General features: G+C 73.4%; 19 protein-coding genes and 2 pseudogenes. 12 read left to right on the top strand and 9 right to left on the bottom strand.

Annotated elements, in window-relative coordinates:
- The 5 genes and pseudogenes from ABFC67_RS13860 to ABFC67_RS13840 all read left to right on the top strand — a co-directional run.
- Nucleotides 1-915 (top strand): annotated as a pseudogene (locus tag ABFC67_RS13860) (hypothetical protein); the annotation flags it as partial.
- A 53-nt stretch (nucleotides 916-968) separates the two neighbouring features.
- On the top strand, nucleotides 969-1,169 hold the full coding sequence (gene thiS, locus ABFC67_RS13855; protein ID WP_346738618.1) for a sulfur carrier protein ThiS: 201 nt from the start codon (nucleotides 969-971) through the stop codon (nucleotides 1,167-1,169).
- Between the two features lie 193 nt (nucleotides 1,170-1,362).
- Nucleotides 1,363-2,166 (top strand): thiazole synthase, encoded by an 804-nt coding sequence (locus ABFC67_RS13850; protein ID WP_346738619.1) that lies wholly within the window; start codon nucleotides 1,363-1,365, stop codon nucleotides 2,164-2,166.
- 66 nt (nucleotides 2,167-2,232) lie between these two features.
- Nucleotides 2,233-2,967, top strand: coding sequence for a tRNA (guanosine(46)-N7)-methyltransferase TrmB (trmB, locus tag ABFC67_RS13845; RefSeq protein ID WP_346738617.1), 735 nt, complete (start codon nucleotides 2,233-2,235; stop codon nucleotides 2,965-2,967).
- Nucleotides 2,968-3,108: 141 nt separating this feature from the next.
- Complete coding sequence (locus ABFC67_RS13840; RefSeq protein WP_346738616.1) at nucleotides 3,109-4,965, top strand: SLC13 family permease; 1,857 nt, start codon at nucleotides 3,109-3,111, stop codon at nucleotides 4,963-4,965.
- A 123-nt stretch (nucleotides 4,966-5,088) separates the two neighbouring features.
- On the opposite strand, the gene ABFC67_RS13835 is transcribed toward ABFC67_RS13840, so the two are convergent.
- Entirely contained in the window at nucleotides 5,089-5,430 is a 342-nt protein-coding gene (locus ABFC67_RS13835) for a Rieske 2Fe-2S domain-containing protein (protein ID WP_346738615.1), read from the bottom strand.
- Nucleotides 5,431-5,500: 70 nt separating this feature from the next.
- Here ABFC67_RS13835 and ABFC67_RS13830 point away from each other — a divergent pair, with 70 nt between their 5' ends.
- From ABFC67_RS13830 to yedA, 3 genes are all read left to right on the top strand, one after another.
- Nucleotides 5,501-5,779 (top strand): hypothetical protein, encoded by a 279-nt coding sequence (locus ABFC67_RS13830; protein WP_346738614.1) that lies wholly within the window; start codon nucleotides 5,501-5,503, stop codon nucleotides 5,777-5,779.
- A 68-nt stretch (nucleotides 5,780-5,847) separates the two neighbouring features.
- A complete protein-coding gene (locus tag ABFC67_RS13825; protein WP_346738613.1) occupies nucleotides 5,848-6,735 on the top strand; it encodes a methylated-DNA--[protein]-cysteine S-methyltransferase in 888 nt (295 codons plus the stop codon).
- 116 nt (nucleotides 6,736-6,851) lie between these two features.
- Nucleotides 6,852-7,766, top strand: coding sequence for a drug/metabolite exporter YedA (gene yedA / locus ABFC67_RS13820; RefSeq protein ID WP_346738612.1), 915 nt, complete (start codon nucleotides 6,852-6,854; stop codon nucleotides 7,764-7,766).
- Nucleotides 7,767-7,800: 34 nt separating this feature from the next.
- On the opposite strand, the gene ABFC67_RS13815 is transcribed toward yedA, so the two are convergent.
- The 4 genes from ABFC67_RS13815 to ABFC67_RS13800 all read right to left on the bottom strand — a co-directional run bounded on the left by ABFC67_RS13815 (nucleotide 7,801) and on the right by ABFC67_RS13800 (nucleotide 12,414).
- The gene (locus ABFC67_RS13815; RefSeq protein ID WP_346738611.1) at nucleotides 7,801-9,108 is read right to left on the bottom strand and encodes an ABC transporter permease; all 1,308 of its coding nucleotides are present in this window, start codon (nucleotides 9,106-9,108) and stop codon (nucleotides 7,801-7,803) included.
- An 11-nt stretch (nucleotides 9,109-9,119) separates the two neighbouring features.
- The gene (locus ABFC67_RS13810) at nucleotides 9,120-10,283 is read right to left on the bottom strand and encodes an ABC transporter permease (RefSeq protein WP_346738610.1); all 1,164 of its coding nucleotides are present in this window, start codon (nucleotides 10,281-10,283) and stop codon (nucleotides 9,120-9,122) included.
- Between the two features lie 108 nt (nucleotides 10,284-10,391).
- Nucleotides 10,392-11,081 carry an ABC transporter ATP-binding protein gene (locus ABFC67_RS13805; RefSeq protein ID WP_346738609.1) on the bottom strand — a complete coding sequence of 230 codons (690 nt, stop codon included), beginning with the start codon at nucleotides 11,079-11,081 and terminating at the stop codon, nucleotides 10,392-10,394.
- A 94-nt stretch (nucleotides 11,082-11,175) separates the two neighbouring features.
- Entirely contained in the window at nucleotides 11,176-12,414 is a 1,239-nt protein-coding gene (locus ABFC67_RS13800) for an efflux RND transporter periplasmic adaptor subunit (protein ID WP_346738608.1), read from the bottom strand.
- 157 nt (nucleotides 12,415-12,571) lie between these two features.
- Between ABFC67_RS13800 and ABFC67_RS13795 the strand changes: the two genes are divergently transcribed.
- The 3 genes from ABFC67_RS13795 to ABFC67_RS13785 all read left to right on the top strand — a co-directional run bounded on the left by ABFC67_RS13795 (nucleotide 12,572) and on the right by ABFC67_RS13785 (nucleotide 15,293).
- On the top strand, nucleotides 12,572-13,261 hold the full coding sequence (locus ABFC67_RS13795; protein ID WP_346738607.1) for a fumarylacetoacetate hydrolase family protein: 690 nt from the start codon (nucleotides 12,572-12,574) through the stop codon (nucleotides 13,259-13,261).
- A 104-nt stretch (nucleotides 13,262-13,365) separates the two neighbouring features.
- Nucleotides 13,366-13,764, top strand: a complete 399-nt coding sequence (gene mscL, locus ABFC67_RS13790) for a large-conductance mechanosensitive channel protein MscL (RefSeq protein WP_346738606.1) — start codon at nucleotides 13,366-13,368, stop codon at nucleotides 13,762-13,764.
- A 95-nt stretch (nucleotides 13,765-13,859) separates the two neighbouring features.
- Complete coding sequence (locus tag ABFC67_RS13785; RefSeq protein WP_346738605.1) at nucleotides 13,860-15,293, top strand: M20/M25/M40 family metallo-hydrolase; 1,434 nt, start codon at nucleotides 13,860-13,862, stop codon at nucleotides 15,291-15,293.
- A gap of 101 nt (nucleotides 15,294-15,394) precedes the next feature.
- Here the strand turns inward: ABFC67_RS13785 and ABFC67_RS13780 are convergent, their stop codons facing one another.
- The 3 genes from ABFC67_RS13780 to ABFC67_RS13770 are packed head-to-tail and all read right to left on the bottom strand — an operon-like array spanning nucleotide 15,395 to nucleotide 17,275.
- A complete protein-coding gene (locus tag ABFC67_RS13780) occupies nucleotides 15,395-16,234 on the bottom strand; it encodes a TrmH family RNA methyltransferase (protein WP_346738604.1) in 840 nt (279 codons plus the stop codon).
- A complete protein-coding gene (locus ABFC67_RS13775; protein WP_346738603.1) occupies nucleotides 16,231-16,776 on the bottom strand; it encodes a GNAT family protein in 546 nt (181 codons plus the stop codon). Before ABFC67_RS13775 ends, ABFC67_RS13780 begins: the two co-directional genes overlap by 4 nt.
- A gap of 52 nt (nucleotides 16,777-16,828) precedes the next feature.
- Nucleotides 16,829-17,275, bottom strand: a complete 447-nt coding sequence (locus tag ABFC67_RS13770) for a MarR family transcriptional regulator (RefSeq protein ID WP_346738602.1) — start codon at nucleotides 17,273-17,275, stop codon at nucleotides 16,829-16,831.
- A gap of 169 nt (nucleotides 17,276-17,444) precedes the next feature.
- Between ABFC67_RS13770 and ABFC67_RS13765 the strand changes: the two genes are divergently transcribed.
- Entirely contained in the window at nucleotides 17,445-17,987 is a 543-nt protein-coding gene (locus ABFC67_RS13765) for an O-acetyl-ADP-ribose deacetylase (RefSeq protein WP_346738601.1), read from the top strand.
- A gap of 13 nt (nucleotides 17,988-18,000) precedes the next feature.
- Here the strand turns inward: ABFC67_RS13765 and ABFC67_RS13760 are convergent.
- Nucleotides 18,001-18,373, bottom strand: a pseudogene (locus tag ABFC67_RS13760) (protein BatD); the annotation flags it as partial.

The raw sequence follows: 18,373 nt of genomic DNA, 5'->3' as shown, positions 1-18,373 counted from the left end.
GGCGTGCGCGGCCGCGTCAGCGGCGGCAGCCTGCCGCCGCGCAACGTGTTCCAGCGCCCGGTGGTGGCGCGCGAAGCGCCGCCGCCGCCGGCGCCGGCGTTCGCCGAGCGCCGCGCCGCGATCGAGCGCAACGGCGGCGCACCGCTGGACCGCGCGCAGTTGCGGCAGATGCGCGTGCAGGCGCCGCGCAGCGCGACGCCGGACGCATCGCGCGTGGTGCTGGCGCGCCCGGACGCGCCGGCGCAGCGCGGCCGCGACGACCTGCGCGACACGCGCGCGCCGGTAGCGATCCGCGGGCCGGTGCGGACGCCGGCGCCGCGCGACGCGCGCGCGGACGGCGACAACGCGCAGCGGCAGGGCGAGCTGCCGTCGGCGCGCTACGCGCCGCGCGCGGCCGGCGGCGGCCTGCCGGCGCAGCGCCGCCTGCCGGACAGCCCGCCGAGTGCGCAGGACGATCGCGGCGCGGAGCGCGCGAACACGCTGCGCGAGCAGGCGATGTCGCGGCCGCCGCTGCGCCGCGACGACGCGCCGATGGCGCGCGATGCGGCCGGCGACGGCGCGGACATGCCGCGCGCCTACCGCGCGCCGCGCGAGGTCATGCGCGATGCGCCGACGCCGCCGCGCAGCGAGGCGTGGCGCGAACCGCCGCGAACCGCCGCGCCGCGCGCGGACACGTTCCGCGAACCGCGCAGCGTCGTCGAGGCGCCATCGCCGGTGCGCGCGCCGCCGCCGCAGGCGCCGCGCGCCGAGACGTTCCGCCAGCCGCAGCGCTACGAGGCGCCGCCGCAGCCTGCCCCGCGCGCGCCCACAGCCGCGCCGCAGCCGCGCGACGCGCCGCCGGCGCAGCCGCACGGCAAACGCACGCGCGACGAGGACCATGGCGGCGACCGCCGCGACCGCGGCAACCCGCGCTGACGCTGGCGCGCCGCGCCGCTGCCGGCGCGGCCGCCAGCGGCTACAATCGCGGCATGCAGATCCTGCTCAACGGCAGCGTGCGCGAGTGCGCGGACGGCACCACCGTCGCCCTCCTGCTGGAGGAGGCGGGCTACGGCAGCCGCCGCGTGGCGGTGGAGGTCAACCGCGAGATCGTTCCGCGCAGCCTGCACACCAAGTACGTGCTGGCCGAGAACGACCGCGTCGAGATCGTCCACGCCATCGGCGGCGGTTGAGCACGCGCCGCCGCGGGATGGCGATGCACGCCGGCTATCGCCGCGGCGCGCGAACGCCGATGCCGCGCAGGACACCGCAACAGGCATTCCCGCCCGCGCGGGAATGAAGGCACCCGTCGGCCGGCTCCAGCATCCGCAGCAGCGGGTCCGAGCCGACGACACGCATCGCTCCGGAGTCCCCGTGCACGCCCAGATCCTGCCGCTCACCGACGACCCGCTGATCGTCGCCGGGCGCCCCTACCGCTCGCGCCTGCTCACCGGCACCGGCAAGTACCGCGATCTGGATGAAACCCGCCGCGCCACCGAGGCCGCCGGCGCGGAGATCGTCACGGTGGCGATCCGCCGCACCAACATCGGCCAGGATCCGGATCAGCCGAACCTGCTCGACGTGCTGCCGCCCGCGCACTACACGATCCTGCCCAACACCGCCGGCTGCTACACCGCCGAGGACGCGGTGCGCACCTGCCGGCTGGCGCGCGAGCTGCTGGACGGCCATCGCCTGGTCAAGCTGGAGGTGCTGGGCGATCCGAAGACGCTGTTCCCGGACGTGGTGCAGACGCTGAAGGCCGCCGAGCAGCTCGTCGCCGACGACTTCCAGGTGATGGTCTACACCTCCGACGATCCGATCCTGGCCAAGCGGCTGGAGGAGATCGGCTGCGTCGCGGTGATGCCGCTGGCCGCGCCGATCGGCTCCGGGCTCGGCATCCAGAACCGCTACAACCTGCTGGAGATCGTCGAGAACGCCAAGGTGCCGGTGCTGGTCGACGCCGGCGTCGGCACCGCCTCCGACGCCTCCATCGCCATGGAGCTGGGCTGCGACGGCGTGCTGATGAACACCGCGATCGCCGGCGCGCGGGATCCTGTGCTGATGGCGCACGCGATGAAGCTGGCCGTCGAAGCCGGCCGCGCCGCGTTCCGCGCCGGGCGCATCCCGCGCAAGCGCCACGCCTCCGCATCCAGCCCGAGCGAAGGGACCATCCAGTGCGATCGTCCCTGATCACGGGAATCAAGCAGCGGCCATCCCCGGCCGCGCTTCTCATGAAAAGCAGGCATCGCCAACCGCATGGATAGCCCCGAAATCCACGCGCGCCGCATCCGCAGCTTCGTGCTGCGCGAGGGCCGCATCACCCCGGCGCAGCAGCGCGCGTTCGACGCGCACTGGGCGCGCTACGGCCTCGACTACGCCGGCGCGCCGCGCGATTTCGACGCCGTGTTCGGCCGCCATGCGCCGCGCGTGCTGGAAATCGGCTTCGGCAACGGCGAGGCGCTGGCCTGGGCGGCCGCGCACGACCCCGCGCGCGACTTCATCGGCATCGAGGTGCACGGCCCCGGCGTCGGCCGGCTGATGAACACGCTGGCCGCGCAGGGCAGCGACAACGTGCGCATCTACAAGCACGACGCGGTCGAGGTGCTCGAGCACGAGATCGCGCCCCGGGCGCTGGCCGAGGTGCGCATCTGGTTCCCCGATCCGTGGCCGAAGAAGCGCCACCACAAGCGCCGCCTGATCCAGCCCGGCTTCGTCGCCCTGCTGGCCTCGCGCGTGGCGCCCGGCGGGCTCTTGCATTTGGCGACCGACTGGGCCGACTATGCCGCGCACATGCAGGAGGTGCTGGAAACGGCACCGGGCTGGCGCAATCGCCTGGGGACGGGCCGTTACGCCGAGCGGCCCGCATGGCGCATCGAGACTCACTTCGAGCGCCGCGGCGTGCGGCTGGGACACGGCGTGTGGGATCTCCTCTATGAAAGGTCTGAACAAGGCGGCGGCGAAACGCCGCCTGCGCGCGATTCCTTCGGCTGAAGGACGCGAATCCGCCGCGCGGCAAGGAACGCCCGAGACGGAGGCGCGTCTCCCGCGCATCCGTCGGCACGCATCCCGAGGCACCCCATGAACGCACCTGGGCGCCGCTGAGCGCCGGCCGGAACAACAACGACAGCCCCGATGGACGCCGCCGGCCTGACTCTCACCACCGACATGATGCTCGTGCTCGGGCTGGTGGCGTTCACCGTGCTGATGCTGGTGCTGGAGTGGATCCGCGCGGACGTCGTCGCGCTGCTGGTGATCGTGGCGATCGGCATCACCCAGCTGATGCCGGCCGAGCAGTTGTTCGAAGGCTTTGCCGGCAACGCGGTGATCTCGCTGATCGCGATCATGATCATGGGCGCGGGGCTGGACCGCACCGGCGTGCTGTCCAGGACCGCCGGGCTGATCCTGCGCCTGGCCGGCGGCGTCGAGACGCGGCTCGGGCTGCTGATCAACGCGATCGTCGGCGGCCTGTCGTCGATCATCCAGAGCCAGGCACTGTCGGCGCTGTTCCTGCCGGTGGTCAGCCGCGTCAGCGCGCGCACCGGCGTGCCGTTGAAGCGGCTGCTGCTGCCGATGGCGTGCATGATCCTGGCCGGCACCAACACCACGCTGATCTCGAACTCGCCGCTGATCCTGCTGAACGACCTGATCGTCAGCGCCAACCGCAACCTGCCGCCCGGCGCGCAGACCATCGAGACCTTCAGCCTGTTCGCGATCACGCCGGTCGGCGTCACCCTGCTGCTGGCGGGCCTGGCGTTCTTCGCCACCGTCGGCCCGCGCCTGCTGCCGTCCGACGACGACAAGCAGAAGGTCACGCCCGGCCGCACCGAGAGCTACTTCGCCGAAACCTACGGCATCGCCGGCGAAGTGCTGGAGCTGATCGTCACCGCGGAGAGCCCGCTGGTCGGCATGAGCATCGGCGAGGCCGAGCAACTGCAGGGCGCGCCGCTGATCCTGGCGATCAAGAACGGCAACGAATCGCGGCTGGCGCCGCCGTCCGACCAGATGATCTGGGTCGGCACCGTGCTCGGCGTGCTGGGCGCGCGCGAGCAGGTCGGCGAGTTCGCGCAGAACCAGCTCTGCCGGATGTCGACGCGACTGCGCGCGCTCGGCGACATGTTCAACCCGTCGCGCGCGGGCATCTCCGAGGCGGTGGTGCCGCCCAGCTCGCACTTCGTCAAGCAGCCGATCGGCGAGCTGCGCCTGCGCAAGCGCTACGGCATCTCGGTGCTGGCGGTGCACCGCGGCGACCAGGTGTTCCGCGAGGACCTGCGCAAGATCTCGCTGCGCGCCGGCGACACCCTGGTGCTGCACGGCTTCTGGCGCGACCTGGCGATGGCCGCCGAGGAGCGCGACTTCGTGGTGGTCACCGACATCCCGCAGGAAGAGCAGCGCCCGGCCAAGCTGTGGCACGCGGTGGCGTTCTTCGCGCTGGCGCTCGGGCTCGGCCTGTTCTCCGGCATCAAGCTGGCGGTGGCGCTGATGACCGGCGCGGTCGGCATGCTGCTGACCGGCGTGCTGACCATGGACGAGGCCTACCGCGCGATCAACTGGAAGACCGTGTTCATCACCGCCTGCCTGATCCCGCTGGGCTGGTCGATGGACTCCACCGGCGCCGCCGCCTGGCTGGCGCAGGAGATCATGCGCTACCTCGGCGACATGCCGCAGTGGACGCTGCAGGCCAGCGTCGCGCTGCTGACCCTGCTGTTCTCGCAGGTGATGTCGAACGTCGGCGCGACCGTGATGATGGTGCCGATGGCGATCAACATCGCGCTCGCCTCCGGCGGCAACCCGGCGCTGTACGCGATGGTGGTGGCGATCTCGGCGTCCAACACCTTCCTGATCCCGAGCGCCAGCCCGGTGCTGCTGATCGTCGCCGGCCCGGGCGGCTACCGCACCAAGGACTTCGCGCGCGTCGGCATTCCGCTGACCCTGCTGCTGCTGGCGACGATGCTGGTCGCGGTGAACCTGCTGTTCCACTGGCGGCATTGAGCCCGCGGGGTGGAATCCGCACGGCGGACCCCGCCGCGCGCCACGCCGCGGATGCACGGACCCGGTGCAGTCGCCGCCGCGTGACGCTTGCGCCCTGCGCGAATCGCAGCGCCGGCGGAATGCTCAGCGCAGCTTGACCTCGCCGTCCTCGACCCGCACCGGCAACCCGGCCAGGCACGCGCCGCGGCAGGGGCCGCCGAGGCAGGCGCCGCTGCCGGCGTCGAAGCTGGCGCCGTGCGCGGCGCACACCAGCACGCGGTCCTTGAGCAGGAACTTGCCCGGCGCCCAGTCGAGGCGGCGCCCGGCGTGCGGGCACTCGTTGTGGAACGCGCGCACGGCCTCGCCGTCGCGCAGCAGGATCAGGCTGAAGCCGCCGCTGGGCGAATCGACCTCGACCGCGGTGGCGCCGCCGTCGGGGATGTCGTCGAGGCGGCACAGCCGGCCCGCGGTCGTGGTTTCGACCATCGGCACTTGCTCCGGTATGAAAAAGGCCCCATTGTCGGCGTTCGATTCTGCCACACGGAGGCTTGCCCTCATGCGCTTCGTCCTGCCGCCGCTGCGTCGCCCCCGCCATCCGCTGGCGCGCGCGCTGTTCGCCGTGCTCGGCGCGGTGATCCTGGGCGCGCTGCTGGCGTTCGGCCTGCTCGCCGTGCTGGCCTTCCTCGCGGTCGGCGCGGTCGCGTTCCTGGCGCGCCAGCTGACCTCCCGCCCGCAGGCGCCGATGCGCCCGCAGGCGCAGGCTCAGGCCGGCGCGCGCGGCGACGTCATCGAAGGCGAGTTCGTGGTGGTGCGCGACCCGCAGCGCCGCCGCTGAGCGCAAGATCCGGATGGTGGGCGCGCGACGCGCGCCCTAGCATCGCGGCACCGCATGAGGATGCCGCCATGAACGCCCGCCCCGCTCCCCGCACCGATGCCGCACTCGAGCGCGCGCGCCGCCTGCTCGAGCAGGCCGCGGACGCGCCCAGCCTGCCGCGACTGGCCGCCGCCGTCGGCCTCTCCGCCAGCCATCTGCAGCGCGCCTTCCGCCGCCGCTACGGCGTATCGCCGGCGGAATACGCCCGCGCGCGCCGCTTCGGCGAGTTCAAGAGCGCGCTGAAGCGCGGCGCGCGCGTCACCGATGCGGTGTACGACGCCGGCTTCGGCTCCGGCAGTCGCGTCTACGAACACACCGGCCGGCTGCTCGGCATGACGCCGGCGCGCTACCGCCGCGGCGGCGAGGGCGAGGCGGTGCGCTACACCACGCTGGCGACGCCGCTGGGCCGCCTGCTGGTCGCCGCCACCGCGCGCGGCATCTGCGCGGTGACCCTGGGCGCGAACGACCGCGCGCTGGTCGCGGCGCTGCAGGCGGAGTTCCCGCGCGCGCGGCTCGAGCGCGTCGACGCCGGCCGCGACGAGTGGCTGGCCGCGACGATCGCGCGGGTCGGGCGCGAACTCGGCTGGAGCGACGCCGAGGCGCCGGCGCTGCCGCCATTGGACGTCGTCGCCACCGCGTTCCAGTGGCGCGTGTGGGACGCACTGACGCGCATTCCCGCCGGCGAGACGCGCAGCTACGCCGAAGTCGCCGCGGCGATCGGCGCGCCGCGCGCGGCGCGCGCGGTCGGCCGCGCCTGCGGCGCCAACCGCCTCGCGCTGATCGTGCCCTGCCATCGCGTCGTGCGCGAGGACGGCAGCCTCGGCGGCTGGCGCTGGGGCGTGGCGCGCAAGCGCAAACTGCTGCAGGCGGAAGGCGGACGCGATGCGCGCGCTGCCGCCGCGCCGCGGGCACCTTGAGGCCGGTTCAAGGCTGGCTGGAAATCGTTTCGCCACGCGCCGGGCATGGGCGTGCCCCATTCCACGCTAAAATGACCTCCGCATCCGAGTGCGGATGCCCCTCCTCTCCCCTGCCCATGACCGACTCCACCACCCTGCCGGCCGCTTCCGCGGCGTCGAGCCCGTTGTCGAACCCGCGCGTGCTGGTGCCGCTGGCGCTGCTGGCGCTGTACGTGGTGTGGGGCTCGACCTATCTGGCGATCCGCGTCGGCCTCGGCAGCTATCCGCCGTTCGCGATGGCCGCGCTGCGCTTCGGCATCGCCGGCGCGCTGCTGTACGCGCTGCTGCGCCTGCGCGGCGCGCCGGCGCCGAGCGCGCTGCAGTGGCGCAACGCGGCGATCACCGGCACGCTGCTGCTCGGCTTCGGCAACGGCCTGGTGTGCTTCGGCGAGCAGAGCGTGTCGTCCGGCATCGCCGCCGTCGCGGTGGCCAGCGTGCCGCTGTTCGCGGCGCTGTTCGCCGGCCTGTACGGCGAGTGGCCGCACCGCCGCGAGACGGTCGGCCTGGCGATCGGCTTCCTCGGCGTGGTGGTGCTGAATTTCGGCGCCGGCCTGAAGGGCTCGCCGCTGGGCGCCGCCGCCTTGACGCTGGCGGCGATCGCGTGGGCGTTCGGCTCGATGTGGAGCCGCCGCCAGGACATGCCGCCGGGCCCGATGAACGTCGCCGCACAGATGCTCTGCGGCAGCGTGGCGCTGACGCTGATGGCGCTGCTGGCCGGCGAGCGCCTGCCCGCGCATCCGAGCCTGAACGCAACGCTGGCGCTGGCCTACCTGATCGTAGCCGGCTCGTTCATCGGCTTCAGCGCCTACCTGTACGTGCTGCGCACGGCGCGCCCGGCGCTGGCCACCAGCTACGCCTACGTCAACCCGCCGGTGGCGGTGCTGTTCGGCGTGCTGCTGCTCGGCGAGCGCGTCGGCACGCTCGACCTCGCCGGCATGGCGGTGATCCTGGCCGGCGTGGCCATCATCACGCTGGCCAAGACGAAGCGCTGAGCGCGGGCGGCCGGGCCGCGCGCCCTCCCGCCCGTCACAGTTCGCGCAGCGCCGCCGACACCGGCAGGCGCGCGGCGCGCAGCGCCGGGAACAGGCCGCCGACGAAGCCCATCGCCAGCGCCCACTTCAGGCCGTTCCACAGCAGCGCCGGCGAAACCTTGAAGCCGAACACCACCTGGCTGAAATTGGCGCCGAGCGTCGACACCGTGTAGTTGTCGAAGATCAGCCAGGCGATCGCGGCGCCGAGCACGCCGCCGGCGAGCGCCAGCAGCATCGTCTCCAGCAGCACCGACACCACCACCGGCAGGCCGCGGAAGCCGATCGCGCGCAGCGTCGCGATCTCGCGCGCACGCGCGCTCACCGCCGCGTACATGGTGTTCAGCGCGCCGAAGATCGCGCCGATCGCCATGATCGCGCCGACCGTGGTGCCGAGGATGCGGATCAGCTTGGCCAGGCCGGCCGACTGCGCGGTGTAGTAGGCGCGCGTGGTCTGCGCGTCCACCTTCAGGCGCGGATCGCTGGCGAGCGCCGCCTTGAACGCGTCGAAAGCGCCGGCGCCGGTCAGGCGCGCGGTCACCGAGGTCACGCTGCTGCCGCGCCGGTAGGTGGCGGCGACCACGTCGGCATCCGCCCACAGCTCGGAGTCGTGCGCGTCGCCGGAGTCGAACGCGCCGACCACCGTCCAGGTCTGGTTGTTCAGCCGCAGCGTGGAGCCGATGTCGAGGCCGGCGAACTGCTCGCGCGCGCCCTTGCCGGCGATCATCTCGCGCAACCCGCGGTTGAACGCGCGCCCCGCGACGATCTTCACCTGCGGGCGCAGCGCCCACGCGCCGGGGCCGACGCCGCGGATCTCGACGTTGGCGTCGAGGCCGCTGCTCTTCTTCGGCAGCGAGGCCACCACGACCAGCTCCGGCGACGCGATCGGCCGGCCGTCCTTGTCCTTCAGCACGCCGGGCGCCTGGGCGATCAGCGTCGCGCTGTCGTGATCGAGCACCGAGTTCAGCTCGGCCTGCGCGCCGGCGCGCATCACGATCGCGGTGTCGTCGCTGCCGGTCTGCTTCAGCGTCGCCTGGAAGCCTTCGCCCATCGCCAGCAGCGCGACCAGCACGCCGACCACGCCGGCGATGCCGACCACCACCACCGACGAGGAGCCGAGCCGCTGCGGCAACGTGGACAGGCCCACCCAGGTCACCGACCACGCCTGGCTGCCGCGCCGCGAGAACACCATCCAGGCGACGAACGCCAGCGCCAGCGCCAGCAGCGCCCACCACGGCATCAGCGCCAGCGCGGCCACGCCGAACACCGCCGCCGCCAGCATCGCCAATCCGGTCAGGAATCGCATCGTCGTCCTCCTCAACGGCCGGCCAGCGCATCGACGATGCGCAACCGCATGCCGCGCAGCGCCGGCAGCGCGCCGACCACCACGCCGATCGCGACCATCAGCAGCACGCCGCGCAGCCAGATCGTCGCGCCCACCGACGCCATCGGGATGGTGCTGCCGAGCGCCGCCTTCAGAGCGCCGACGACCACCGCGGCGATCGCCAGCCCGAGCAGCCCGCCGAGCAGGATCAGCAGCACCGATTCGGCCAGCACCAGCCCGAGCACGCTGCGGTTGGAAAAGCCGATGGTCTTCAGCACGGCGAGTTCGGGAATGCGCTCGCGCACCGCCTGCGCCATGGTGTTGCCGGTGAGCAGGATCAGGGTGAAGAACACCGCGCCCATGATCGCGCCGACGATCAGGCCGATGTCGGCGAACTGCTTGACGAAGGCGACCTGGAACGCCTGCTCGCTCTGCGTCTTGGTCTCGTGGTCGGAATTCGCCGAAAGCGCGTCGATCGCCGCGGCCACGCGGTCGGCCTGGTCGCGGTCGGCCAGCTTCTCGATGTACCAGCCGACATTGCCGCGCCCGAACCTGCGCGCCTCGTCGAAGTAGTTCCAGTTGAAGAACAGGGCGTTCTCCTGGCTCTTCTGCTTCGGATCCGACGCGCGATAGATGCCGACCAGGTCGAAGGTCCAGGTGTTGCTGCCGTCCTTCTGCGGAAAGATGGTCGCCTGCAGCGGGATCTTGTCGCCGATCTTCCAGCCGAACTTCTTCGCCAGCTCGGCGCCGACGACCGCGCCGGTGCGCGTGTTGCGGAACGCCTCGCGCTGCTGCGGCGGCATCTCGAACTCGGCGAACACGTCGAAGAAGTTCTCGCTGACCGCCTCGTTCGCGAAGAAGTTCTTCGGATCCTGATAGATCCCGCCGAACCAGTTGGCGTAGGCGACCTCCTTCACCCCCGGCACCGCCTGGATGCGCGGCAGCAGGCTCTTCGGCAACTGCACGGTGAAGCTGATCTTGGAGATGGTGACCATGCGGTCGACGCCGGCCACGCTGCTGCCGGCCTCGGCGAACGCCGTGCGCACGGAATCCAGCAGCCCGAACAGCAGGAACGCCGCCAGCACCGAGAACAGGGTGAACACGGTGCGGGTCTTGCGCCGGAACAGCGCCGCCCAGACCAGGTGGAAGTATTTCATCGCTCCGTCCTCCGCAGGTTCCGTCGCACGCGGCGACGCTCCGCGGCGCGCCGCCGCCCGGCGCGCCTGCCGCGCCCGCGCGGACCGCGCGCGATGCCGTTCGAGGCGTCACGCATGCGCGGACTGCTCGACCAGCGTGCCCTTGTCGAGGTGCAGCGTATGGCCGGCATACTCGGCCGCCTTGGGATCGTGGGTGACCATGACGATGGTCTTGCCGTGCTCGCGGTTGAGCCGCTGCAGCAGGGTCAGGATCTCCTCGGCGGACTGGCGGTCGAGGTCGCCGGTCGGCTCGTCGCAGATCAGCAGCACCGGATCGGACACGATCGCGCGCGCGATCGACACGCGCTGCTGCTGGCCGCCGGACAGCTCGCCCGGCTTGTGCGTCGCGCGATCCTCGAGGCCGACCAGCTTCAGCGCGATGCCGGCGTTGCGCCTGCGCTGCGCGGCGCCGAGCCGGGTCAGCAGCAGCGGCAGCTCGACGTTGCGCTGCGCGCTCAGCGTCGGCATCAGGTTGTAGAACTGGAACACGAAGCCGACGTTGGACGCGCGCCACCTGGCCAGGTCGCCACCGCCCATGCGATCGATGCGCTGGCCGGCCACGGCGATGCTGCCGCCGCTCGGCGAGTCCAGCCCGCCGATCAGGTTGAGCAGCGTGGTCTTGCCCGAACCGGACGGCCCCATCAGCGCGAGGAAGTCGCCCTGCGCGATGTCCAGGTTGACGTGGTGCAGCACCTCGACCTTCTGCTTGCCGCGTTCGTACACCTTGCTGACGTCGCGGATCTCGACCAGCGTAGTCATCGCCTTGCCTCTTTGCGTAGGGCGGGTCCCGACCCGCCGTCGATGCCGATACGTCTGCGTGCCCGCCGGCTGCGGGGGCGGGCGGAGGCCCGCCCTAAGGCCGCGGCGGCACCGCGATGCGCGCGCCGTCGGCCAGCTCCGCCGGCGGCGCGCGCACGACCCTCTCGCCCACATCCAGGCCGCCGGTGATCTGGCGCATGTCGGCGAATGCCTGGCCCGGCGTGACCGCGCGCCGGCGCGCGCGCTCGCCGTCGATCACGAACACCACGTCGCGGCCGTCGCGCTGCACCAGCGCGGAGGCCGGCACCAGCACGCCGGCCGGCGCCTGCGCGGTCGCGCCGCGCGCGGACGGCTCCTCCAGGAACGACACCTTCACGCCCATGTCCGGCACGATGCGCGGATCCTTCGCCTTCAGCGCGATGCGCACCTTGACCGTGGCCTTGCTGCGGTCGGCGGCGGGGATGATCGCGATCACCTCAGCCGGGATCTTCCAGTCGGGATAGGCGTCCAGCACGGCGGCCACCGGCTGGCCGGCCTTGACGCGGCCGATGTAGGCCTCGTTGACGTCCACCTCGATCTCCAGCGAATCCATGTCGACGATGGTGCCGACGCCGGTGCGGGTGAAGCCGCCGCCGGCCGATAGCGGCGAGACGATCTCGCCGACCTGCGCGGCCTTGTCGGTGACGACGCCGGCGAACGGCGCGCGCACCACGGTGTAGTCGAGCTGCACCTGCGCGCCGCGCACCTGCGCACGCGCCAGCTCGATCTGCCCGCGCTGCGCGGCGAGCTGCGCGGTGAGCGTCTCCACCTGCGTGCGCGCGTTCTCCAGCGCCTGCTGCGAGGTGAGCTTGCGCCCGATCAGGTCCTGCTGGCGCACGAGATCGCGACGCGCCTGCGCGAGCTGCGCCTGGTACTGGCCGAGCAGCGCCTGCGCCGCGGCGAGGCCGGCCTCGGCGGTGGCGAGGTTGGCGCGCTGCGCGGTGTCGTCGAGGCGCGCCAGCACCTGCCCGGCCTTGACGCGGTCGCCTTCCTCGATCAGCACCTCGGTGAGCGTGCCGGTGATCTGCGCGGACACCGTGGCCTGGCGGCGCGCGGTGACGTAGCCGGTGGCGTCGAGCACCGCCGCCGCGCCGGCACCGGACGCGGGCGCGACCGCGGTGACCGCGTCCACCGCGACGGCGCGGCCACGCAGCAGCAGCGCGGCGCCGACCGCGGCGACCAGCGCCAGCGCCGCGGCCGCGGCGATCCACGGCCAGCGCGCGCGGTGCGCTGCGCCATCGTCGCGCTGCGTGCGGTCGATGCGCAGTTCCTTGAGCAGATCGCCGTTGTCCACGTCGTCGCCTTCCTCGGCCGCTGCTGTCCCGACAGTGTGGCATAGCCTGCCGCAAGCGCGCGCGACGGCCCAGCCCTTGCCGTCAGGCCGCGCGGATGACGGCTGTCACCGGCGCGCTGCTAAGCTTGCCGCTGCCCCGTTGCCTGCCGGAACGCCCATGGACTACGTGTTCGCTCCACCCATCGCCCCCAGCCTGCCGATCGCCGGCAGCAGCGCGCGCTTTCCGCTGCGCCGCGTGTTCTGCATCGGCCGCAACTACGCCGAACACGCGCGCGAGATGGGTGCCGAGGTCGCCAATCGCGCCGCGCCGGTGTTCTTCTGCAAGCCGGCCGACGGCGTGGTCGGCGACGGCGCCGACGTGCCCTATCCGTCCGCCACCGCCGACCTGCACCACGAGGTCGAGATGGTGGTGGCGCTGGCCGCCGGCGGTCGCGACGTGCCGGCCGGGCGCGCGCTGGACCTCGTCTTCGGCTACGGCGTCGGCCTCGACCTGACGCGCCGCGACCTGCAGGCCGTCGCCAAGGCCAGGAGCCTGCCGTGGGACGTGGCCAAGGCGTTCGACCATTCCGCGCCGGTGTCGCCGCTGCGCCGCGCCACGGAGATCGGCCATCCGGCGCGCGCGCGCCTCACGCTCGAGGTGAACGGTAGCGTGCGGCAGGACGCCGACATCGCCGACATGGTGTTCGCGGTGCCCGAGATCGTCGCCGAGCTGTCGAAACTGTTCGAGCTGAAAGCCGGCGACCTGATCTTCACCGGCACCCCCGCCGGCGTCGCGGCGCTGGCGCGCGGCGACCGCTTCCGCGCCGAGCTGGCCGGCGTCGCCGTGCTGGAAGGCCGCATCGTCTGAGCCGTTGCGCCAGCGCCGCGCGGCCGCGCTAAAGTGGGCGCGCCGCGACCGCAGCCGGACCGCGGCAAGGGGGATTCGTCGCACGCACCCGGGGAGGGACCACGATGGGCATGTTGAGCGAGTTCAGACAGTTCGCGATGCGCGGCAACGTCGTCGACATGGCGACCGGCATCGTGATCGGCGCCGCGTTCGGCAAGATCGTTTCGTCGCTGGTCGAGCAGATCATCATGCCGCCGATCGGCCTGCTGATCGGCGGCATCGACTTCTCCAGCATCAAGACCGTGCTGAAGGCGGCCGGCGCCGACGGCAAGGGCGAGGTCGCGATCCAGTGGGGCGCGTTCGTCAACACCGTGATCAGCTTCGTCATCATCGCCTTCGCGATCTTCCTGGTGATCAAGCTGATGAACCGCATGGCCAGGAAGCAGGAAGCCGCGCCGGCGGCGCCGCCCGCGGACGTGCAGCTGCTCACCGAGATCCGCGACCTGCTGAAGCAGCCGCGCTGACGATGCGCGCCCGGCCCGCGCCGGGCGTGACCTCCGGCCCAGAGCCGCCGGCGGCGGCGACGGCATAATCCCGGCTTTGCCGAGGAGGTTGCCGCATGTCGCGCCTGGTTCCGTCTTCGCTCGCGCTCGTCTGCGCTTTCGTCGCCGCCGCGGCTGCCGCCGCGGCGCCCACGCGCATTCCCGACGCCGCGGTGAGCACCGCGACCGCGCTGCGCGACCGCGCGCTGCACGACGACACCGCCTGGAACGTCACCGAATCGCTGACCACCGAGGTCGGCCCGCGCCTGGCCGGCAGCGACAACGACCTGCGCGCGCGCGAATGGGCGATCGCCAAGTTCAAGGCGCTCGGCTTCGACAAGGTCTACACCGAGCCGGTGACCTTCCCGAAGTGGGTGCGCCGCAGCGAGCACGCGGCGATCGTCGCGCCGTTCCCGCAGCCGCTGGCGGTGACCGCACTCGGTTATTCGCCGGGCACGCCGGCCGGCGGCCTCACCGGCGAGGTGATGCTGTTCCCGACGCTGGACGCGCTGAAGGCTGCCGGCGACGCCGTGCGCGGCAAGATCGTCTACGTCGGGTTCCGCATGCAGCCGCACCAGGACGGCCACGACTACGGCATGGGCTCGACGGTGCGCACGCACGGCCCCGCGCTGGCGGCGAAGCTGGGCGCCGCAGCGTTCCTGCTGCGCTCGGCCGGCACCGACTCCAACCGCACGCCGCACACCGGCGTGACGCAGTGGGAGGCCGACGGCCCGCGCATTCCCGCCGCCGCGCTGTCCGCGCCCGACGCCGACCTGCTCGAGCACATGGCCGCGCGCGGCAAGCCGGTCCAACTGAAGCTCGACCTCGACTGCGGCATGGACGGCACCTACACCTCGGCCAACGTCATCGGCGAGATCACCGGCCGCCGGCACCCCGGGCAGGTCGTCGCGATCGGCGGCCACCTCGACTCCTGGGATCCGGGCACCGGTGCGATCGACGACGCCGCCGGCGTCGCCATCGCCATGGCTGCCGGCCACCTGATCGGCGAACTGCCGCAGCGTCCCGACCGCACCATCCGCGTGATCGCCTTCGCCAACGAGGAGCAGGGCCTGTTCGGCGGCCGCGCCTACGCCGAGGCGCACGCCAAGCAGGTCGGCAAGCACCAGCTCGGCAGCGAGTCCGATTTCGGCGCCGGCAAGGTCTGGCGCATGAGCGCCAGCGTCAAGCCGGAAGCGCGCGGCGCGATCCAGCAGATCGCGGACGTGCTGGCGCCGATCGGCGTCGCCTACGACGCGCAGCGCCCGGGCGGCGGCGGTTCGGATCTCTCGCAGATGCACGCCAAGGGCATGGCCGCGCTGTCGCTGACCCAGGACGGCACCCGCTACTTCGACTGGCACCACACCGGCAACGACACGCTCGACAAGATCGACCGCGACGAACTCAACCAGAACGTCGCCGTCTACGCCGCGTTCGCCTACATGGCCGCGCAGGCCAAGGGCGACTTCGGCTCCGCCCCGGGCGCATTCGCCCACGACGGCGCCGGCGACTGAACCGGAGATTTCGCGGGCCGGAATCCGCGCAGCGGCTTCCGCCGCCGCCGGCCGGCGGGCGCACGCAACCGGCGGAAGCGCCGCTGCGCGGCGATTCCGCCCTACGCGGGTCGCCCTTGCGGCGGCACGGGATGCCGCCGCCGCCACTCGGCAAAGCACACCGCCGCACTGGCGGCGATGTTGAGGCTCTCCACCGCGCCGGTGCCGGGAATGGTCAGGCGCAGGTCGGCCGCGGCCAGCAGCGCCTCGCCGATGCCGGTTTCCTCGGCGCCGAACACCAGCGCCGTGCGCGCGGGCAGCGCGGCATCGAACAGCGCCACGCCGTCGCGCGGCACCGTCGCCGCCAGCGCGAAGCCGGCCGCACGCAGCGCGGCGACGACGTCCTCATCTTGCCCCGCGCGCAGCAGCGGCACCACTTCCGCGCCGCCTTCGGCGACGCGCGCGGCGGCGCCGGAGAGCGTCAGCGTCGACGCCGCCGGCACGACCACCGCGGCCAGCCCGAAGTGCGCGCCGCTGCGCAGCAGCGCGCCGAGGTTGTGCGGGTTGCCGACGCCGTCGAGCAGCGCGACCAGCGCCGGCCCCGGCGGCAGCGCGCGCAGCAGCTCGGCGAGACGCGGCGCCTGCGCCGCGCGCATGGCGAAGCACACGCCCTCGTGGTGCTGCGTGCCGGTGATGCGCGCCAGCTCGGTGTCGTCGACCACGCGATAGCCGAGGCGATGCTTCACGCACCACGCCAGCACCGGCTTCAGCGCGGCGATGCGCACCTCGCTGAGCCATACCTTGCGCAGGTCCTGCGGACGGTGCGCGAACGCGGCGCGGCTGGAATTCAGGCCGAACCGGCGCTGCTCCTCGACGCGCGCGGGGGCGCGCGACGGCGATGCCGGGCGCGGCCGCGCCGCGTCGCGACCGCCGGACGCACCGCGCGGCGGCCGCCGGTTCACGGCGCCGCCCCGTCGCGCAGCCGCGCGTAGATCCACACGTCGACCAGCGCGCCGCGCTTGTACGCCGCGCGGCGCAGCGTGCCTTCCAGCAGGTAGCCGCACTTCTGCAGCACGCGCGCCGATGCCGGGTTGTTGACGTTGACCATCGCCTGCAGGCGCTGGTAGCCGAACGCGCGGAACGCGTACTCGGTATAGCCGCGCAGCGCGGCGCTCATCAGCCCGCGCCCCCACCAGGCGCGGCCCAGCCAGTAGCCCAGCGTGGCGTTGAGCCGGTACACGTCCTCGCCGGGGCGGATGCCGAAGCCGCCGGCCAGCGCGCCGCCCACCTCCACCGCGAAGAACTCGCGCGGGCGCGCGATCGCCATGCGCAAGAAAGTGCGCGCGTCCGCGTCCGTGTACGGATACGGAAAGCGGTCGGCCAGGCCGCGCGACACCTCGGCGTCGTCGGCCAGCGGCACCAGCGCCGCGGCGTCGTCCTCGCGCCAGGGGCGCAGCCGGCACGCGCCGCAGTCGATCGCCGGTGCGGAATCGTGGGAAGTCATGCGCCGATTATCCGGGCGCGCGGGGTCGCACCGCCAGCGCCGCAGGCGCGCGTCAGGGCTCGCGGACGTCCAGCGCCTGCAGGTTTTCCTTCATGCGCTCGAGCACCTCGACGCACTTCTCGACGTCGGCACCGGGAATGTCGCGCGTGGCGTCCGTGCGCAGGCCGCGCGAGATCTCCTCCATGTCGGCGGCAACGGCGCGCGCGCGCGCGGTGAGGTGCAGCCGCCACAGGCGGCGGTCGGCGGGATCGGCGCGGCGCTCGACGAAGCCGCCGGCCTGCAGGCGGTCGATCACCCGGCCGATCGCGATCGGCTCCATCTCCAGGATCTCGGCCAGCTCGGCCTGGGTGATGCCCTCGCAGACGTGCAGGCGCTTGACCGCGCGCCACTGTGCGCGGGTCAGCCCGAAGCGCGTCGCGCGCCGGTCGAAGTGCTTGCGAAACAGGCGCGTGACGTCGTTGATCAGGTAGCCGAAGGAGATGTCGCTGCGGTTGGGCATGCGGCGATCTTAGGGGGCCGCGCGCCGGCGCACCACCGGCGGTGGCGTATCCTTCGGCACTGCGGCCAGGGCCGGAGGCAGGATGCCGAAGGCCGGGTCGCCTGGCGAGCGATGGATCGCGAGCCTGGCAACGACCCGACCCCGCCGCCGCCGCGCGAGGCGCCGTTCCATGCATGTCGAAATCGTCCAGGCCGACATCACCACCCTCGACGTCGACGCCATCGTCAACGCCGCCAACGAAACCCTGCTCGGCGGCGGCGGGGTCGACGGCGCGATCCACCGCGCCGCCGGCCCGGAGCTGCTGGCCGCCTGCCGCGCGCTGCCCGAGCTGCGCCCGGGCGTGCGCTGCCCCACCGGCACGGCGCGGCTGACGCCCGGCTTCCGCCTGCGCGCGCGCTGGGTGATCCATACCGTCGGTCCGGTCTGGCAGGGCGGCGCGCACGGCGAAGCCGGGCTGCTCGCCGCGTGCTACCGTGCGAGCCTGGCGCTGGCGCGCGCGCAGCGCGCGGCCAGCGTGGCCTTCCCGGCGATCAGCTGCGGCGTGTACGGCTACCCGGCCGATGCCGCCGCGCGCGTCGCGCTCGCCACCCTGCGCGGCGCGCTGGCCGACGATGCTGCCGCGCCGCGCGTGCTGCTGTGCTGCTTCGGCGCAGCGATGGCGGCGACCTGCCGCGACGCGGCCGAGGCGCTCGGCATCGCACTGGCGGACTGATGCACGGCACGCTTCAGGCGCGGCTGCCCGGATACAGCGGCGGCAGCGGCGCGTCGGCGCGCACGTCCGCTTCCGTCCGCGGCGCCCAGACGAAACCTGCGGCGAACGCCGCCGCCAGCCGCACACCGACGCCGTCGGCGGACGCGCCGGCATAGCGAGCACGCAGCAGCGCGCCCCACGCCGCACGCTGCGCGGGATCGCCCAGCCGCTCGGCAAGCGCGTCGGCGCGGTGCAGCCCGGGCTGTTCGCTGCGCGCCCAGGCCAGCAGCGCGGCCTCGGCGCCGCGCAGGTCGCCGGCCCGCGCCGCGGCGAGGCAGGCGCGCCGCAGCGCGGCACGGGCCGCCGGCGGCGTCGATGCGGCCGCAGCCGGCGCGGTCCGCGGCGCC

The sequence above is a fragment of the Mizugakiibacter sp. genome, assembly GCF_039680435.1.
Lineage (GTDB): Bacteria > Pseudomonadota > Gammaproteobacteria > Xanthomonadales > Rhodanobacteraceae > Mizugakiibacter.
This window is presented reverse-complemented; position numbering and strand designations above follow the sequence as displayed.

Excerpts from the sequence above, each read along its gene's own strand:
- thiS (WP_346738618.1), top strand. The coding sequence starts at position 969 with ATGCAGATCCTGCTCAACGGCAGCGTGCGCGAGTGCGCGGACGGCACC.
- trmB (WP_346738617.1), top strand. The coding sequence starts at position 2,233 with ATGGATAGCCCCGAAATCCACGCGCGCCGCATCCGCAGCTTCGTGCTG.
- ABFC67_RS13840 (WP_346738616.1), top strand. The coding sequence starts at position 3,109 with ATGGACGCCGCCGGCCTGACTCTCACCACCGACATGATGCTCGTGCTC.
- ABFC67_RS13835 (WP_346738615.1), bottom strand. The coding sequence starts at position 5,430 with ATGGTCGAAACCACGACCGCGGGCCGGCTGTGCCGCCTCGACGACATC.
- ABFC67_RS13830 (WP_346738614.1), top strand. The coding sequence starts at position 5,501 with ATGCGCTTCGTCCTGCCGCCGCTGCGTCGCCCCCGCCATCCGCTGGCG.
- ABFC67_RS13825 (WP_346738613.1), top strand. The coding sequence starts at position 5,848 with ATGAACGCCCGCCCCGCTCCCCGCACCGATGCCGCACTCGAGCGCGCG.
- yedA (WP_346738612.1), top strand. The coding sequence starts at position 6,852 with ATGACCGACTCCACCACCCTGCCGGCCGCTTCCGCGGCGTCGAGCCCG.
- ABFC67_RS13815 (WP_346738611.1), bottom strand. The coding sequence starts at position 9,108 with ATGCGATTCCTGACCGGATTGGCGATGCTGGCGGCGGCGGTGTTCGGC.
- ABFC67_RS13810 (WP_346738610.1), bottom strand. The coding sequence starts at position 10,283 with ATGAAATACTTCCACCTGGTCTGGGCGGCGCTGTTCCGGCGCAAGACC.
- ABFC67_RS13805 (WP_346738609.1), bottom strand. The coding sequence starts at position 11,081 with ATGACTACGCTGGTCGAGATCCGCGACGTCAGCAAGGTGTACGAACGC.
- ABFC67_RS13795 (WP_346738607.1), top strand. The coding sequence starts at position 12,572 with ATGGACTACGTGTTCGCTCCACCCATCGCCCCCAGCCTGCCGATCGCC.
- mscL (WP_346738606.1), top strand. The coding sequence starts at position 13,366 with ATGGGCATGTTGAGCGAGTTCAGACAGTTCGCGATGCGCGGCAACGTC.
- ABFC67_RS13785 (WP_346738605.1), top strand. The coding sequence starts at position 13,860 with ATGTCGCGCCTGGTTCCGTCTTCGCTCGCGCTCGTCTGCGCTTTCGTC.
- ABFC67_RS13775 (WP_346738603.1), bottom strand. The coding sequence starts at position 16,776 with ATGACTTCCCACGATTCCGCACCGGCGATCGACTGCGGCGCGTGCCGG.
- ABFC67_RS13770 (WP_346738602.1), bottom strand. The coding sequence starts at position 17,275 with ATGCCCAACCGCAGCGACATCTCCTTCGGCTACCTGATCAACGACGTC.
- ABFC67_RS13765 (WP_346738601.1), top strand. The coding sequence starts at position 17,445 with ATGCATGTCGAAATCGTCCAGGCCGACATCACCACCCTCGACGTCGAC.